The following is an 18024-nucleotide window of genomic DNA, read 5'->3' as shown; positions in this document are numbered from 1 at the left end:
TATCAGAGCCTTTTTATTCAGTTGGCTTTGGCCAGGGAGTTATTATGTCCAGAAAAAGTTGTTTAATCAGGCTCTTTAAAACAACCCTTTGGTACAAATTATTTATCGCGATTATATTAAGCCTTTTTTTAGGCCAGCCAGCATTAACCTATGCAGGCGTTGTCATTGGCGGTACGCGGGTTGTTTACATAAGTAATAATGCAGATAAATCTATTTCTGTATTCAGCAAGGAAGAAAAGATCCCTTATCTCATCCAGTCATGGGTGGATCCGTTTAATAAAGATGATAAAAGTAAAGCGCCCTTTACTGTTATACCTCCTGTATCCCGACTTGAACCCGGACAAGAAAAAGTATTACGTATTCTTCACATGAAGGGAATGTCATTACCCGACGACCGTGAATCCGTCTTCTGGCTGAATATCAAAAATATTCCGCCTGCAGCAACCAATAAAGCAGCGAACTCATTGGAAATTGCTGTTAAAACGCGTATCAAGCTGTTCTGGCGACCAGCAACTATTAGCCTTATTCCTGAAGATGCAGCGCCTAAGGTTAAGTGGCGTCGTGAAGGAAAAAATCTGATTGCTGAAAATCCAAACCCGATTCATATCAGTGTGATGGATGTCATTGTTGATGGCCATGATGTGCCTCTCAACATGATCCGTCCTTTCGAAACGCTCTCTTTACCGTTGCCTGCCAATTCTGCGGGTAACCAAATGACCTGGCGATTCATAAATGATTATGGCGCGATAAGCGAACCGCTAAAAAACGCGCTGTAAGCATGGCATAAGGATAGGCGTATTATGGTTACGACCAGAATAGCGGTTGGCCTGATGGCAGGGACGTGTCTGATATTCTCACATAGTCTGATGGCCCAGGTCAGCGTATTTAATCCGGCGCTACTGGAAATCGACCATCAATCCGGGGTCGACATTCGTCAGTTTAACCGGGCAAATATGATGCCTCCCGGCGTTTATAGCGTTGATATTTTTATCAACGGTAAAATGTTTGAACGTCAGGATGTGACATTTGTTCAGGATAATCCCGATGCTGATTTACACGCCTGCTTTGTCGCTATTAAAAAAACGCTGACCTCCTTTGGCGTAAAAGTTGATGCACTGAAATCGCTCAATGATGTGGATGAAACGGTCTGTATTGATCCTGAGCCACGCATTGAAGGCTCATCCTGGCAACTGGACAGCGATAAACTGCAACTGAATATCTCCATTCCCCAAATCTACATGGACGCGATGGCCTACGATTACATAAGCCCTACGCGTTGGGATGAGGGAATTAATGCACTCACCATCAACTACGATTTTTCCGGTTCACATACCCTGCGTTCGGATTATGGTTCTCAGGAGACGAATACCAGTTATCTCAACCTGCGCAACGGACTGAATATTGGGCCGTGGCGATTACGCAATTACAGTACCTTAAACACAACCGATGGTCGTGCGGATTACAACTCTATAAGCACCTGGATACAACGTAATATTGCCGCGTTACGAAGCCAGATTATGATCGGCGATACCTGGACGGCGAGCGATATTTTCGACAGTACGCAAATCCGTGGCGCACGTCTTTATACCGATAACGATATGTTGCCTGCCAGCCAGAATGGGTTTGCCCCTGTGGTACGTGGCATTGCCAAGTCCAACGCCACGGTCATCATTCGTCAAAGTGGTTATGTGATTTACCAGTCTGCCGTTCCACAAGGTGCCTTTGAAATTACCGACCTGAACACTGCCAGTTCGGGGGGAGATTTGGACGTAACTATCAAGGAAGAAGATGGTAGCGAACAACGATTCACCCAACCTTACGCCACTTTGGCAATCCTTAAGCGTGAAGGTCAAACGGATGTCGATATCAGTATGGGTGAATTACGTGATGAAGATGGATTTGCGCCAGATGTCATCCAGGCGCAGATCCTTCATGGCCTGCTGCACGGGTTTACGTTATATGGTGGTTTACAGGCTGCCGAGAATTATGGTTCAGCAGCGTTGGGGATGGGTAAAGATCTTGGTTCTTTGGGCGCTATCTCGTTCGATGTGACTCATGCGCGTGCAAAATTTAGTCATGATGATACGGAAACCGGACAGTCCTATCGCTTTCTGTATTCGAAACGTTTTGATGATACGGACACCAGTTTACGTCTGGTTGGCTATCGTTATTCCACCGAAGGCTACTATACCCTCAACGAATGGGCGTCACGGAGCAACAGTCCTGACGATTTCTGGCAAACAGGTAACCGCCGCAGTCGTGTGGAAGGAACGCTAACGCAGTCGCTGGGAAGAGATTACGGCAACGTATACCTGACACTAAGTCGTCAGCAGTACTGGCATACCGATGATGTTGAACGATTAATGCAATTTGGCTACAGCAGTAGCTGGAAGCGTCTCTCGTGGAATATATCCTGGAGTTATTCCAATACCGCTCGTCAGGGGACGAGTAATAATTATGCCAGTGATAACAGCAGTGAGCAGATCTACATGCTCTCTTTATCTGTGCCTTTATCTGGCTGGTGGGGAAATAGCTACGCCACGTATTCCGTTTCACAAAATGATAATTCCGGTAGTTCACATCAAGTAGGGATAAGCGGAACAGCCCTGGAAAAAAATAATCTGTCCTGGAATTTAATGCAGACTTATAACAGCCACGATGATGAAGTTGGCGGTAATATGTCGCTGTCTTATGACGGCACCTACGGTTCACTGAACGGCAGTTATAATTACAGCCAAAATTCCCAGCGACTCAATTACGGCATTAAGGGCGGTATTCTGGCGCACAGCGAAGGGGTAACGTTAAGTCAGGAGTTAGGTGAAACCATCGCTCTGGTTAAAGCACCAGGCGCAGCCGGGCTGGAAATTGATAATATGCGCGGTGCCGCAACGGACTGGCGTGGCTACACGGTCAAGACACAACTAAATCCGTATGATGAAAACCGAGTGGCAATCAGTGATAACTATTTCTCGAAAGCAAATATCGAGCTTGATAATACCGTCGTGACGATGATTCCGACGCGTGGCGCGGTGGTTAAAGCAGAGTTTGTTACGCATGTGGGTTACCGTGTTTTATTCAGAGTCATGAATGTAAACGGTAAGCCAGCACCATTTGGTGCGATGGCTTCAGTACAAAGTACGTCCTCTGCAAACTCAGGGATTGTGGGGGAGCATGGCGAGCTTTATCTCTCGGGACTTCCTGAAAAGGGGCAAGTAACATTATCCTGGGGCGAAAATGCGACCACAAAATGTACCTTCGATTACACACTCTCATTACCTGCAAGTGAAAGTGGATTAATTGAGCAAGACGTGACATGTCATTAAAAGGATTTTTATGAACAAGAATATTATACGATGGTGGCTAGCTGTTCTTATTATCTCTTTTAGTGGCACAACTCTAGCTGCTCCTAAAGGTATCTGCACCCCAGATAATGGTGCTTTTCATAGTACGCTTGATTTTTCAGGCTACCTTATTACAGCAAACCAGAATAAGGTTGGGACGTTATTCAATACCACAGTGACTAATGGGGCTTCTTACCCGGGGCGCTGTCATTGTGATACAGGATCTATAGGTCGGTTTTCCTATATTTACTATACTGCCATAATTAATAATGCGTTAAGTTTCTCTGGTGTTCATTCAAATTTGAATTATTATAATCTTAATCCCAATCTCGATGTGGGGATTGCGATAGATATTCTCGGTGTAGGAATGGTTAATGCGCCATTTGAATATAAAGCTAATAAACCATCTTCTTATTATGATTGTGGTCGCGCAGCTCCTTTAAATATTTCCAGTGGTGCTAAAGCTCAAATTTATTTTTACATTAAAAAAACATTTGCAGGAAAGTTAATTATTCCTGAAACACATATATCTACGTTGTATGGAACTATAAGTCGTGATACTCCGGTTGATTATTCTCAACCGCTGGCAGACGTTTACATTCGTGGCGATATAACTGCGGCACAAACCTGCGAAATTAATAATTTACAGCCGATTTATTTTGATTTTAAAGAAATACCCGCCGCAGATTTTTCATCTGTTGCCGGGAATGCGGTAACAACGCATAAAATCACTAAAACCGTCACTATTGAGTGTGAAAACTTAGGATTACTGAATACAGACGATATCACCACATCATTTTATGCTACAGAATCCAGTACCGATAACTCAATGGTTGTAACGTCAAACCCCAACGTGGGGGTAAAAATCTACGATAAAAATAATAAGGAAATCAAAGTAAACGGAGGCGAATTGTCGACAGATATGGGCAAAACAACCGTCTATGGCGAGAAAGCTGGTAACGTCACTTTTTCTGCCGCACCTGCAAGCCTCACTGGAGCTCGCCCTGCGCCAGGAACATTTACCGCGACTGCAACCATAACAATTGAGATTGTTCGCTAACCGAACTGACAGCGGTGCTCCTCACACCGTTGTCATTTTACGTATTTTTGCCTGCATATTTTCATTCGACATGACAAAACGATGACATCGCTTTTCTTTTTTTATTCAAATAAATCAAATGTTTAAATAATAATTCTGATTTGTCATAAAACTGTCATAAACCTTACATATAACTGTCACCTGTTTGTCCTATTTTGCTTCTCGTAGCCAACAAACAATGCTTTATGAATCCTCCCAGGAGACATTATGAAAGTTATGCGTACCACCGTCGCAACTGTTGTCGCCGCGACCTTATCGATGAGTGCTTTCTCTGTGTTTGCAGAAGCAAGCCTGACAGGTGCAGGTGCAACCTTCCCTGCGCCGGTGTATGCCAAATGGGCTGACACTTACCAGAAAGAAACCGGTAATAAAGTTAACTACCAGGGTATCGGTTCTTCCGGTGGCGTAAAACAGATTATCGCTAACACCGTTGATTTCGGTGCTTCTGATGCGCCGTTGTCTGACGAAAAACTGGCTCAGGAAGGTCTTTTCCAGTTCCCGACCGTGATTGGCGGCGTGGTACTGGCGGTTAACCTGCCGGGTCTGAAATCTGGTGAACTGGTGCTGGATGGTAAAACTCTCGGTGACATCTACCTGGGCAAAATCAAAAAGTGGGATGACGAAGCCATCGCCAAACTGAATCCGGGTCTGAAACTGCCTTCACAGAACATTGCCGTAGTGCGCCGCGCAGATGGCTCCGGTACTTCCTTCGTCTTCACCAGCTACCTGGCGAAAGTGAACGAAGAGTGGAAAAACAACGTTGGCACTGGCTCTACCGTAAAATGGCCGATCGGTCTGGGCGGTAAAGGTAACGACGGTATCGCCGCGTTCGTTCAGCGTCTGCCGGGTGCCATTGGTTACGTTGAATATGCTTACGCGAAGCAGAACAACCTGGCGTACACCAAACTGATCTCCGCTGATGGCAAACCGGTTAGTCCGACCGAAGAAAATTTTGCCAATGCAGCAAAAGGCGCAGACTGGAGCAAAACCTTCGCTCAGGATCTGACCAACCAGAAAGGCGAAGATGCATGGCCGATCACCTCTACCACGTTCATACTGATCCACAAAGATCAGAAGAAACCTGAGCAGGGTGTAGAAGTGCTGAAGTTCTTCGACTGGGCATACAAAACCGGGGCTAAACAGGCTAATGACCTGGATTACGCCAGCCTGCCGGAGAGCGTTGTAGAACAGGTTCGCGCTGCGTGGAAGACCAATATTAAAGACAGTAGCGGTAAGCCGCTGTACTAATAAAACACCATGCCGGATAAGGTCTTTACGTCGTATCCGGCATTACAAAATGACTTTGTAAACGCGTTTAACTGAAGAGTAACTTATGGCTGCAACCAAGCCTGCTTTTAACCCACCGGGTAAAAAGGGCGACATAATTTTCAGCGTGCTGGTAAAACTGGCGGCGCTGATTGTGCTATTGATGTTGGGTGGCATTATTGTCTCTCTGATCATCTCCTCCTGGCCGAGCATTCAGAAATTTGGTCTGGCTTTCCTGTGGACCAAAGAGTGGGATGCACCGAACGATATTTACGGGGCGCTGGTGCCGATCTACGGTACGCTGGTGACCTCGTTTATCGCGCTGCTGATCGCCGTTCCGGTGAGTTTCGGTATCGCCCTGTTCCTGACCGAGCTTGCGCCAGGCTGGCTGAAGCGCCCGCTGGGTATCGCCATTGAGCTGCTGGCAGCCATTCCAAGTATCGTTTACGGCATGTGGGGCCTGTTTATCTTTGCGCCGCTGTTCGCCGTTTACTTCCAGGAGCCGGTCGGCAATATTTTGTCGAATATCCCGATTGTTGGCGCGCTGTTCTCTGGCCCGGCATTTGGTATCGGTATCCTCGCGGCAGGCGTGATCCTCGCCATCATGATTATTCCGTACATTGCGGCGGTAATGCGCGATGTGTTCGAGCAAACTCCGGTGATGATGAAAGAGTCGGCCTACGGTATTGGCTGCACCACCTGGGAAGTTATCTGGCGTATCGTTCTTCCGTTCACCAAAAATGGGGTTATCGGCGGCATCATGCTGGGGCTGGGGCGTGCGCTCGGTGAAACCATGGCGGTGACCTTTATTATCGGTAACACCTACCAGCTCGACAGCGCCTCGCTGTACATGCCGGGCAACAGTATCACCTCTGCACTGGCGAACGAATTTGCGGAAGCGGAATCCGGTCTGCACGTTGCCGCACTGATGGAACTGGGCCTGATCCTGTTTGTGATTACCTTCATCGTCCTCGCCGCATCGAAGTTTATGATTATGCGCCTGGCTAAGAATGAGGGGGCACGCTAATGGCTATGGTTGAAATGCAAACCACTGCGGCGCTGGCTGAATCCCGCCGTAAAATGCAGGCGCGTCGCCGCCTAAAAAACCGTATTGCGCTGACGCTCTCGATGGCGACGATGGCCTTCGGCCTGTTCTGGCTGATCTGGATTTTAATGTCCACCATCACTCGCGGTATCGACGGTATGTCGCTGGCGCTGTTCACTGAAATGACGCCACCGCCAAATACGGAAGGCGGTGGTCTGGCGAACGCCCTGGCAGGTAGCGGGCTGTTAATTTTGTGGGCCACGGTATTCGGTACGCCGCTGGGCATTATGGCGGGGATTTATCTGGCGGAATATGGTCGTAAATCCTGGCTGGCAGAAGTGATTCGCTTCATTAACGACATTCTGCTCTCCGCACCGTCGATTGTGGTTGGTCTGTTTGTTTACACCATCGTGGTGGCGCAGATGGAGCACTTCTCCGGCTGGGCGGGCGTGATTGCCCTGGCGCTGTTGCAGGTGCCGATTGTTATCCGTACCACCGAGAACATGCTGAAACTGGTGCCGGACAGCCTGCGTGAAGCGGCTTATGCGCTGGGTACGCCGAAGTGGAAGATGATCTCCGCGATTACGCTGAAAGCGTCGGTATCCGGGATCATGACCGGTATCCTGTTGGCGATTGCCCGTATTGCTGGTGAAACTGCGCCGCTGCTGTTTACCGCGCTCTCCAACCAGTTCTGGAGCACCGACATGATGCAGCCGATTGCCAACCTGCCGGTGACGATCTTTAAGTTTGCGATGAGCCCATTTGCGGAATGGCAGCAACTGGCCTGGGCCGGGGTATTGATCATCACCCTGTGCGTCCTGCTGCTGAACATTCTGGCGCGCGTTGTTTTTGCGAAGAATAAACACGGTTAACACTTTGCCGGATGCGGCGTGAGCGCCTTATCCGGCCTACGGTAAGCCTGATTAGCGAAGTGCATCAGGCACGATGAGGAAAAGATTGCAATGAGTATGGTTGAAACTGCCCCGAGTAAAATTCAGGTTCGTAATTTGAACTTCTACTACGGCAAATTCCATGCCCTGAAAAACATCAACCTGGATATCGCTAAAAACCAGGTTACGGCGTTTATCGGGCCGTCCGGCTGCGGTAAATCGACGCTGCTGCGTACCTTCAATAAAATGTTTGAACTGTACCCGGATCAGCGTGCGGAAGGTGAAATTTTGCTCGATGGCGACAACATCCTGACTAACACTCAGGATATCGCCCTGCTGCGTGCGAAAGTGGGCATGGTGTTCCAGAAACCGACGCCGTTCCCGATGTCCATCTACGACAACATCGCTTTTGGTGTCCGTCTGTTTGAGAAGCTCTCTCGTGCCGACATGGACGAGCGCGTACAGTGGGCACTGACCAAGGCGGCATTGTGGAACGAAACCAAAGATAAATTGCACCAGAGCGGTTACTCTCTCTCTGGTGGTCAGCAACAGCGTCTGTGCATTGCACGTGGTATCGCCATTCGCCCGGAAGTGCTGCTGCTCGACGAACCGTGTTCGGCACTCGACCCTATCTCCACCGGGCGTATTGAAGAGCTGATCACCGAACTGAAGCAGGATTACACCGTGGTGATCGTCACCCACAACATGCAGCAGGCTGCGCGTTGTTCCGACCACACGGCATTTATGTATATGGGCGAATTGATTGAGTTCAGCAACACGGACGATCTGTTCACCAAGCCAGCGAAGAAACAAACAGAAGACTACATCACCGGTCGTTACGGTTGATTCAGGAGTGCGTTATGGACAGTCTCAATCTTAATAAACATATTTCTGGCCAGTTCAATGCCGAACTGGAAAGCATCCGCACGCAGGTGATGACCATGGGCGGCATGGTGGAGCAACAGCTTACTGATGCCATCACCGCCATGCACAACCAGGACAGCGATCTGGCGAAGCGTGTGATCGAAGGTGACAAAAACGTCAACATGATGGAAGTGGCGATCGATGAAGCCTGCGTACGCATTATTGCCAAACGTCAGCCGACGGCGAGCGACCTGCGACTGGTTATGGTGATCAGTAAAACCATTGCCGAGCTAGAGCGTATTGGCGACGTGGCGGACAAAATCTGCCGTACTGCGCTGGAGAAATTCTCCCAGCAGCATCAGCCGTTGCTGGTAAGTCTGGAGTCGCTGGGCCGTCATACCATCCAGATGCTGCACGACGTGCTGGACGCGTTCGCGCGCATGGATATTGACGAAGCGGTACGAATTTATCGTGAAGATAAAAAAGTCGATCAGGAGTACGAAGGTATTGTTCGTCAACTGATGACCTACATGATGGAAGATTCGCGTACCATTCCGAGCGTACTTACCGCGCTGTTCTGCGCGCGTTCTATCGAACGTATCGGCGACCGCTGTCAGAATATCTGTGAATACATTTTCTACTACGTGAAGGGTCAGGATTTCCGTCACGTCGGCGGTGATGAGCTGGATAAACTGCTGGCAGAAAAAGATCCGAAAGCGTCACGCTAAGCGTATGCCGCATCCGGCAATCTGCGAGTACGTAATCTGACCGGTGAGATATATCACCGGTCTCTTTATTTACTGAGTGATATCCCAGCCACGCGCCTTCCACAGTTCCGGTAACTGCGAAAGATGGGTAAAGGTAGTGACTTTCGGATGAACGATCGGCTTATTGTGCGGGTCAGCGCAGAAGTAAAACACTTCCATACCGGCATCGATTCCTGACTGCGCACCGGCGCTGGAGTCATCAACCAGAATGCAGTTTTCAACGTTCACATTCATCGCTTTTGCAGCATGGAACATTAACGCCGGATCGGGCTTCCAGCGTTGGATGTCGTAACCGCTGAACAGTTTTTCCGGGAAATAGTGCAGCATATTGAGTTTGCCAAGCGAATGTTGCATTTTGCTGACCGGGCCGTTAGAGACGACGCACATCGGCACATTAACGCTCGCCAGCAATTCGTTAGCACCAGCAATCACCTCCAGTTCGCTATCAAACAGACGCGCCACTTCCGCACGGTAAACGTGCTCGGCATCGGCACGAACTATTTCTACGCCCTGTTCTTTGCTAATGATGTCGATGATTTCGTAGAGTTTTACGCCTTTAAAACGGGTAAAAATTTCTTCCAGGTCAACGTGAATGCCAAATTCCCTGAACATTGTGACATAGGCGCGAGAGCAAATGACCTCGCTATCGACCAGCGTACCGTCACAGTCGAAAAATACCGCTTCTATCTGGGACATGTCTTTCCTTTATCGTTAGTTTAACGTTTTCGTCATGCAGATTGGCGTGACGCAATCGTTGCCGTATAAGCAAATACAATGAAAAAAAGTTATCTTCAGCCGTCCATATTGTCTCATTTTGGTATACGATAGCGACGGATTTTCCCTCCTTGTTCGGAAATAGATAATGAGTCAACAACACACAACCCAGGCTTCTGGCCAGGGGATGCTGGAACGCGTGTTTAAACTGCGCGAACATGGCACGACGGCACGGACCGAAGTGATCGCTGGTTTTACCACCTTCCTGACGATGGTTTACATCGTTTTTGTTAACCCGCAAATTCTCGGCGTCGCTGGCATGGATACCAGCGCCGTCTTCGTCACCACCTGTCTGATTGCTGCGTTCGGCAGTATTCTGATGGGGCTGTTTGCTAACCTGCCAGTCGCGCTGGCTCCCGCTATGGGTCTGAATGCGTTCTTCGCTTTTGTCGTTGTGCAGGCGATGGGCTTGCCATGGCAGGTCGGGATGGGCGCAATCTTCTGGGGCGCGATTGGTCTGCTGTTACTGACGATTTTCCGCGTTCGCTACTGGATGATTGCCAACATTCCGGTGAGTCTGCGTGTGGGGATCACCAGCGGTATCGGCCTGTTCATTGGTATGATGGGGCTGAAAAACGCAGGTGTTATTGTCGCTAACCCGGAAACGTTGGTTAGCATCGGTAACCTGACTTCTCACAGCGTGCTGCTAGGTATCCTCGGCTTCTTCATCATTGCTATTCTGGCCTCGCGCAACATTCACGCGGCGGTACTGGTTTCCATCGTGGTGACGACGCTTCTGGGCTGGATGCTGGGTGATGTGCACTACAACGGCATTGTCTCCGCACCGCCGAGCGTGATGACGGTAGTGGGTCATGTGGATTTGGCCGGGTCGTTTAACCTCGGACTGGCAGGGGTGATTTTCTCTTTCATGCTGGTCAACCTGTTTGACTCTTCCGGTACGTTGATTGGCGTGACCGATAAAGCGGGTCTGGCGGATGAGAAAGGTAAATTTCCGCGCATGAAGCAGGCGCTGTATGTCGACAGTATCTCTTCTGTTACCGGTTCATTTATCGGTACATCTTCCGTCACGGCGTACATTGAGTCTTCTTCCGGCGTTTCCGTTGGCGGTCGTACCGGTCTGACGGCAGTGGTTGTCGGCCTGCTATTCCTGCTGGTTATCTTCCTGTCACCGTTGGCGGGAATGGTGCCTGGCTATGCCGCTGCTGGCGCGCTGATCTACGTGGGCGTACTAATGACTTCAAGTCTTGCTCGCGTGAAATGGCAGGATCTTACTGAATCTGTTCCGGCGTTTATTACCGCCGTGATGATGCCGTTCAGCTTTTCTATTACCGAAGGTATCGCGCTGGGCTTCATTTCCTACTGCGTAATGAAAATCGGCACCGGACGTCTGCGTGATCTAAGTCCGTGCGTAATCATCGTTGCGCTGCTGTTTATCCTGAAGATTGTGTTTATCGACGCCCACTAAAATCGATAACTCGTTAAAAAAACCCGCCATGAGTTACCGCTGGCGGGTTTTTTTATTTAGAGTTTCACCCGCTGAATAAACTCGCCAAATGCGGTCAATTGCCCGGTCAGGTGATCCAGTGTTCCTTGATCAATCACTTCTCCGGTTTGCGGATCGACTTTGTTCTGAATCACACCGCCCATAAACTCTGGTTTGTTCATTACCATCGCGTCGAGAAAAACCAGAATCTGGCGCAGGTGATACTGACAGCGCGCGCCGCCAATCACGCCCATTGAGCTGGTCTGAATCAACACCGGTTTACCGGCCAGCGGTTGATCCGGCAGGCGAGATAGCCAGTCGATGGCATTTTTCAGTCCGCCCGGCACGGAGTAGTTATATTCCGGCGTGACGATCACTACGCCGTCAGCCTGACGGATCTGTTCCGCCAGAGCTTCAACTGTCGCTGGAAAACCTTCTTCCTGCTGTACGTCAGCGTCATACAGGGGAATGTCGGCAATGGAAGGTAACGCATTGACTTCCATACCCGCAGGGGCAATTTTCGGCAGTGTACGTGCAACCATGCCATTAAATGAGCCTTTGCGCAGGCTCCCCAGTAACGTAACCACCTTCAATTTTTCAGACATGATGACTCCTGTGGTTGTCTATCAATTTGGCGAAAAAGACTTCACGGTAGAGAGCTGGGCAAAACGCATCATCCGGCTGGTGGGGTTGTTGGCGCGACTGTGAATATCCGGCAGACTTTTCCAGCCTTGCTTACCATCTAACTCCCAGACACTGAGCTTCTCAATCGCTGGAGTGACCGCCACGGACCACACCAGCACGTCCTCTGCGTCGCATAACGCTTCTACATGATTTACATGGGCACATTTCAGGCGTCCGGCAATGGGCAGCAATTGCAGATCGCGCGGGTCGTCATTCAGTACATCACCGGTAAGTTTTAGCACGCTTCGGCGCAAAGTAATGAGTTGTGCTCGTGCTTCATTAGGATCGTTCTGCTTACTGATCCATAACGATTCATTGCTGGAAAAAATAGGGTTATCGGGGGCATGGGGACTATGAAACCCGCGTGTCGCGCGCTGTAGCTCCATATCGAGACCACACTCACCTTCGGTTGTTAACGCCACGCCGACCATATTTCCGGCATAGGATATTGAAAATGATGGCAAATTTTTATCGAGGAAAACCGGCTTTCCTTTAGCCTGGGTGACGATCTCTGGTAATTCGCTTATGCCATACAGCATAGACATCAGTTCTGCGAGTAAACCTCTGGACGCCAGAAAACGACTTTGACGATGAGGGGGTAGATTTCGGGCTTCTTGATGACACCGGGAGGGGAGACGAACAGATATCAGATGTCCTTCCGTTAAAATCCCTCGGGCAAAGTGAGTCGCCATTTTTCGCTCCATGCTTAATGGTCCATTATGAATACAAGAGTAATCATTTGCTGGAACTATGGACAGACTAAAGAGGCGAAAAGTTCGATTTGGATAAGTTTATTACATGTTTTTTACATTCCATCGTGAAATATGGTCGCGTTTTATACGATTTTATTATGCTATCGAGGCGTAAATATTTTTTATGGTTTCCCGTAACCAGACGATCTTTGGGTTATGGCTATTCCGTTTGTGCCACAGCAGAGTAAACGGTACTTCCAGCTTTTTTTGCTGGCTTTCGTCAAACGGGAGAGGAAGAGCAACCAACGGCAGTTGGTGGAGCTGATTGTAGTACTGACAGTAGCGCGGCGCGGTTGCCAGTAGCATATTGTCGGGCTGCGCCGCCATAAATAGCGCCTGCTCAAATTCTGGCAGACTCATGGCAATCGTACGTTCTCGGCCTAGCTCCTGTAACACATTGTCCAGCGCCCAGGTATCGCTCTGTTCCCAGCAAATGCTGATATGCGGATAACGTAAAAAGGTATCCAGATCCCACGCTTCACGTAGTGCCGGATGATCTTTGCGTAGCCAGACGCAGGGTACATCACTAAACAGCACTTCATAATCAATGGATAACGGCAGTGAACTTAGTAGCTCCCGCGAACGGGGATGGCTTTCACGACCGGAAAAGCCGATATCCACTTCGCCACGGGTAATCGCATCCAGCGAATCGTAATCCCAGTTGCGTAATTTAATAGTCGCCTGCGGGTAACGTTGGTAGATCCGTTTCGACAGCGCATTAAGCATGATCATCATCAGCGGTGATTCTGCCGCCAGTTCAAACTTAAGACCGCGCGGCGTTTCGTGGTGTGGTTTATCCAGCAGCAGATTACTCATTTGCATCCATTCCGCCAGATTTTGCTCCATGCTGACCATTAGCGGTGTGGGCGATAGCCCCAGCGGTGAGTTCACAAAGAGCGGGTCGTCAAACCACGCTCTTAACTTTGCCAGCGACTTACTCACCGCCGAAGGCGTTACGTTCATCCGCTTCGCCGCTTTGGTTACGCTGCGCTCCTGCATCAGTAGTTGCAGGCAGAGCAGCAAATTAAGGTCAAGAGTGGTGATGGATTTCTTCATGAGCGGTAACGGGGCGTCCAGGAGTGACGAACATAATCAGCAACAGGCTCACTATGCTACAGGCAATCAGAATCCCGATCAGCATATTCCATGTACCGACACCGACCACCGCCGCCAGCCAAATCCACAGTGATGAACCGCAAACCTGCGCGATGCCTAAGGTCGAGCTGGCCACGCCTGCGCGCAACGAAAACGGGCCTAATGCCTGACTCATTGCCACGCCGAAGCCCACCGAAAAACCGGCGCAAATCAGCGTGATGCCAAACAGAGAAACCGCATGGGAAGGCGAAAATGCAAGGGTGATACCGGCTGCCAGGAATAATACTTGTGACGTGATCATCAGCGTTCGCGGCTTAAAAATTCCCAATGCAAACGGCGTGGAGAACGATACGGTCATGCTGACGCCTGCGGTCAGCGCCATAATGGTGGCGTATTCCCCGCGCTCAAAACCCATGATTTCCATCATCAATACAGGCGACGTATTCACGAAGGTGAGGATCACCGAAACGCTGAGGGTGGTGATAACAACACGGCTGAGGAAAAACCGATTAAGCAGCGACTCGCTATTTTCTCGTGGTTTGTCAGAAGCTGCGGGGGCGGCAGGGCACGTTTCTTTTAAGATAAACAAAGACAATATCAGTACCGCGATGCCCATCATTGCCATCGCCCAGAACAGACTCTGCCACGGGAATTTAAGCATAATCAGATGTCCGAGCACTGGCGCTAACACCGGAATGATGCAGGTAATGCCGTTGAGTAACGACAGCACTTTTGCCCGGCGTCGATCGTCCAGTGTGTCACGTAAAATGGCGAACGCCACCACGTAACAACAACCCGCGCCCAGCCCCTGCAGAAATCGCCCGGCAAGAAATAACGTGCTGGTTTCAGCCAGTGAACAGAACACCGAGGCGATAATAAATAGCGCCGCGCCGGGTATGGCGACCGGTTTTCTCCCTGAACGATCGGCCACTTTACCGGCAAATAACATCGCTGCCGCCATCCCCGCCAGATAAACGGAGAACGCAATATGCAACTGCGCTTCGCTGGCATTGAGGTCGGCGGCGATGCGCGGTAAACCAACGAGGTACATATCAATCCCTGCGGGATAAAGTAAAACCAGGGCAAAACTACAAATTAAGAAACGGGACATGAGCTAAAGCGTCCTGACGGAAAGGTGACGCAAAGCATACGTGGTGAAGGAAAATCAGGCGAGTTGCCATTTGGACATGAGTGATTTCCTGGCAGGCAAGAAGCCAGCGAATGTTCGCTGACTTCTTGAAGAGCTTAGCCAAATTTAGGTAACACGTTAAAGACGTTACCGAACCAGCACAAAATCACGGCTATGCCAAAGAGGATAACAATCGCTGGAATGAGATTGCCGCCCCAAACCGTGAACATCTGGTTGGGAAACTTCTTGCGGGCTTTGATTGCCAGTACCGCAGGGATAATGACCGCCCAGATGGTGGCGCACAGCCCGGCACCGCCGATCCCGTAAATAAAGCCGTTCGGGAAGACCAGATACAACAACGCTGGTGGCAGGAAGGTTAACAGCACGGTTTTGAAACGACCGGCGTGGGAGTTATCAATCTTAAACAGATCCGCCAGATAATCGAACAATCCCAGCGTGACGCCAAAGAACGAACTGGCGACAGCCAAGTTAGAGAACACCAGCAGGCAAAACTCGATAATGCCATGTTGTTTGGTGCCGAGGAACGATTTCACCAGTGAATCGACGTTGCCGCCGGAGGAGATAATCGCTTTAAAACTTTCACGCGGAATATTCCCCATCGTGCAATACAGCCAGAAGAGATAAATCACCAGTGCCAGCAGCGAACCGAAAACCACGCTTTTGATTAGCTTATCTTTGCGTTTGCCATAGCAAATAATCAGGCTGGGAATATTGCCGTGGAAACCAAATGACGCAAGGCACACTGGCAGAGCCATAAAAATGTACGGGAAGTAAGACGTCCCCGCAGTCGTGCTGGTGGCATCACGTAGAACGGAATAATCGACCTGGAAGAAGAAAGAGCCAAACACAATGACAAAGGAGATAATCTTCAGACCGAGGAACAATGAGGTAATACGGCTGGCGGCTAACGAACTTATCCATAATATGCTGGCGACGAAAATGGCCGTGCAGATCCCGACAATGCGAGGATTGGCATGGTAGCCCAAATTCATTGATATCGTTTCGCTAATGATCGCGCCGTTAGCAGAGATATAGGCGTAAGTGAGAATATAGAGAACGAAGGCAACGGTAATGCCGCTGATAATGTTCCAGGTGTTACCGATTAAATCTTTAGTGATGGTATTAAAACTGGAGCCGACGGGATAATTTAAATTTGCTTCTAATAATAGTAACCCAGAATGTAGCATTGAAAACCAGGCAATGATAAGGATAAAGGCACCCCAGAAAAACCAGGCGCCGGCAAGATCAACAGGTAAAGCAAACATACCTCCACCGATTACTGTACCTGCTATAACCATAACACCCCAAAATGCAGAGTGTTTTTTTTCTGCTTGTTCAGTCATGATGCCACCTTTAGAGGAAGGCTATTTTTGTTATTGAGGATGTAGGGAATGGAGTGGCTAACATCCTTATAGCCACTCTGAGTGTATTAATTAAACTTCTTTCAGTTTTGCGGTGAAGTGACGCAATACTTTCGGTTCGTAGGTAAAGGTCAATCCTTTAATATTGGCTGCATTTTCTTTCACATGTTTGAAGGCTTCAATAATAAAGTCCATATGTGTTTGAGTATAGGTTGCGCGTGGAATGGTTAAACGCAGCAATTCTGCCGGGCACGGCAGTTGTTTACCGGTTTTCGGATCGCGGCCTAACAGGAAAGACCCAATTTCTACCGCACGGATACCGGCGACTTTATACAGCTCGCACGCCAGCGCCTGTGCCGGGAACTGATCTGCCGGAATATGCGGCAACAGTTTACCGGCATCAACGAATGCCGCGTGACCGCCCGCTTGCTGGCAGACAACGCCAATCTCTTCCAGACCATCGACCAGATACTGCACCTGCGCAATACGATAAGCCAGCCAGTCATGATTCATGCCGTCATACAGACCTACCGCCAGACGCTCCATCGCGCCGCCTTCCAGCCCACCATAAGTCGGGAAGCCTTCCTGCACCACGCAAAGGGTTCTGCACTCGGTATAGACATCGAAGAAGCTGTCGTCTTTCACGCACAGCAGGCCGCCCATCGGCACCATCGCATCTTTCTTGGCGGACATTGCCAGCATATCGGCATATTTGTAGGTTTCGCGGGTAATCTGCTCGATAGTCCAGTCTTTGTATTCAGCTTCACGTTGCTTGATGAAATAGGCGTTTTCAGCAAAGCGCGCGGAGTCCATCACTACAGGAATGTCATATTTCTTCGCAATGCTGTACATCGCTTTCATATTTGCCAGAGATACCGGCTGACCGCCTGCGGAGTTACTGGTGATGGTAGCAACGATATACGGCACGTTATTCGGGCCAACTTCTTCAATACCGCGTTCTAAACCTTCGAGGTCAAAGTTACCTTTAAAGTCGTAACGCACGCCAGTATCGAAGGCTTCTTTGATATAGACGTTACGCACGGTACAGCCGTTAATCTGGCTATGGCCCTGAGTGGTGTCGAAGAAATAGTTAGAGAACGCCACCATTTTGCTGCGATCCAGACCTTTTTCCTGCTCGCGTTTTTTAATCAGTACCGGAATGTAGATTTGCTCTGCACCACGACCCTGGTGAGTTGGAATAGTGTATTGATAACCAAAGATATTCTTCACTGACTCGGCTAATGCGTAGTAGCTGCGGCTGCCGCTGTAGGCTTCGTCGCCGCGCATCATCGCTGCCTGCATACTTTGAGTTACCGCTCCGGTGCCACTGTCGGTCAGTAAGTCGATAAACACATCTTCGCTATCCAGCAGAAATGGGTTCATACCGGATTTAATAATCGCTTCTTCACGGTAAGCACGAGTGGTACGTTTTACTGGTTCAATAACACGAATGCGGAACGGTTCAGGGAGGTGTTTAAAGTTTTCCATTGCA

Annotated in this window: 16 protein-coding genes; 9 read left to right on the top strand and 7 right to left on the bottom strand. The window is 49.4% G+C overall.

Going from position 1 to position 18024, the window contains the following annotated elements; all coding sequences use genetic code 11:
• The first annotated feature begins 44 nt into the window (after positions 1-44).
• The 8 genes from lpfB-O113 (at position 45) to phoU (ending at position 9233) form a co-directional block, all read left to right on the top strand.
• Positions 45-776 (top strand): long polar fimbrial chaperone LpfB-O113, encoded by a 732-nt coding sequence (lpfB-O113, locus tag WC5_RS14945; RefSeq protein WP_000088107.1) that lies wholly within the window; start codon positions 45-47, stop codon positions 774-776.
• A gap of 24 nt (positions 777-800) precedes the next feature.
• Positions 801-3323, top strand: a complete 2523-nt coding sequence (gene lpfC-O113 / locus WC5_RS14950; protein WP_016231525.1) for a long polar fimbrial usher protein LpfC-O113 — start codon at positions 801-803, stop codon at positions 3321-3323.
• Positions 3324-3333: 10 nt separating this feature from the next.
• Positions 3334-4401 carry a fimbrial protein gene (locus tag WC5_RS14955; protein WP_016231524.1) on the top strand — a complete coding sequence of 356 codons (1068 nt, stop codon included), beginning with the start codon at positions 3334-3336 and terminating at the stop codon, positions 4399-4401.
• A 246-nt stretch (positions 4402-4647) separates the two neighbouring features.
• Positions 4648-5688: a phosphate ABC transporter substrate-binding protein PstS gene (gene pstS / locus WC5_RS14960; RefSeq protein WP_000867164.1), complete on the top strand. Its 1041-nt coding sequence runs from the start codon at positions 4648-4650 to the stop codon at positions 5686-5688.
• Positions 5689-5773: 85 nt separating this feature from the next.
• A complete protein-coding gene (pstC, locus tag WC5_RS14965) occupies positions 5774-6733 on the top strand; it encodes a phosphate ABC transporter permease PstC (protein ID WP_000741617.1) in 960 nt (319 codons plus the stop codon).
• Positions 6733-7623: a phosphate ABC transporter permease PstA gene (pstA, locus tag WC5_RS14970; protein WP_001251991.1), complete on the top strand. Its 891-nt coding sequence runs from the start codon at positions 6733-6735 to the stop codon at positions 7621-7623. Before pstC ends, pstA begins: the two co-directional genes overlap by 1 nt.
• A gap of 90 nt (positions 7624-7713) precedes the next feature.
• Positions 7714-8487 (top strand): phosphate ABC transporter ATP-binding protein PstB, encoded by a 774-nt coding sequence (gene pstB, locus WC5_RS14975; protein WP_000063120.1) that lies wholly within the window; start codon positions 7714-7716, stop codon positions 8485-8487.
• Positions 8488-8501: 14 nt separating this feature from the next.
• A complete protein-coding gene (gene phoU / locus WC5_RS14980; RefSeq protein WP_000377802.1) occupies positions 8502-9233 on the top strand; it encodes a phosphate signaling complex protein PhoU in 732 nt (243 codons plus the stop codon).
• Between the two features lie 69 nt (positions 9234-9302).
• On the opposite strand, the gene yieH is transcribed toward phoU, so the two are convergent.
• Entirely contained in the window at positions 9303-9968 is a 666-nt protein-coding gene (gene yieH, locus WC5_RS14985) for a 6-phosphogluconate phosphatase (protein WP_000078046.1), read from the bottom strand.
• Positions 9969-10134: 166 nt separating this feature from the next.
• Between yieH and adeP the strand changes: the two genes are divergently transcribed.
• The gene (adeP, locus tag WC5_RS14990) at positions 10135-11472 is read left to right on the top strand and encodes an adenine permease AdeP (protein ID WP_010354153.1); all 1338 of its coding nucleotides are present in this window, start codon (positions 10135-10137) and stop codon (positions 11470-11472) included.
• A gap of 56 nt (positions 11473-11528) precedes the next feature.
• On the opposite strand, the gene yieF is transcribed toward adeP, so the two are convergent.
• The 6 genes from yieF to tnaA all read right to left on the bottom strand — a co-directional run bounded on the left by yieF (position 11529) and on the right by tnaA (position 18020).
• A complete protein-coding gene (yieF, locus tag WC5_RS14995; RefSeq protein ID WP_001291116.1) occupies positions 11529-12095 on the bottom strand; it encodes a class I chromate reductase YieF in 567 nt (188 codons plus the stop codon).
• A gap of 21 nt (positions 12096-12116) precedes the next feature.
• On the bottom strand, positions 12117-12866 hold the full coding sequence (locus WC5_RS15000; protein ID WP_010347267.1) for a 4'-phosphopantetheinyl transferase family protein: 750 nt from the start codon (positions 12864-12866) through the stop codon (positions 12117-12119).
• 156 nt (positions 12867-13022) lie between these two features.
• Positions 13023-13982, bottom strand: coding sequence for an HTH-type transcriptional regulator YidZ (yidZ, locus tag WC5_RS15005; RefSeq protein WP_000748494.1), 960 nt, complete (start codon positions 13980-13982; stop codon positions 13023-13025).
• On the bottom strand, positions 13957-15132 hold the full coding sequence (gene mdtL, locus WC5_RS15010) for a multidrug efflux MFS transporter MdtL (RefSeq protein WP_000085976.1): 1176 nt from the start codon (positions 15130-15132) through the stop codon (positions 13957-13959). Before mdtL ends, yidZ begins: the two co-directional genes overlap by 26 nt.
• Positions 15133-15266: 134 nt before the next feature.
• Positions 15267-16514, bottom strand: a complete 1248-nt coding sequence (gene tnaB / locus WC5_RS15015) for a low affinity tryptophan permease TnaB (protein WP_000138821.1) — start codon at positions 16512-16514, stop codon at positions 15267-15269.
• Positions 16515-16604: 90 nt separating this feature from the next.
• Positions 16605-18020 (bottom strand): tryptophanase, encoded by a 1416-nt coding sequence (tnaA, locus tag WC5_RS15020; protein ID WP_010347274.1) that lies wholly within the window; start codon positions 18018-18020, stop codon positions 16605-16607.
• Positions 18021-18024: the final 4 nt, after the last annotated feature.

The organism is Escherichia sp. KTE114 (genome assembly GCF_000407765.1).
Classification (GTDB): domain Bacteria; phylum Pseudomonadota; class Gammaproteobacteria; order Enterobacterales; family Enterobacteriaceae; genus Escherichia; species Escherichia ruysiae.
The sequence above is the reverse complement of the archived record's forward strand: the minus strand, read 5'-3'. Positions and strand labels throughout refer to the sequence as shown.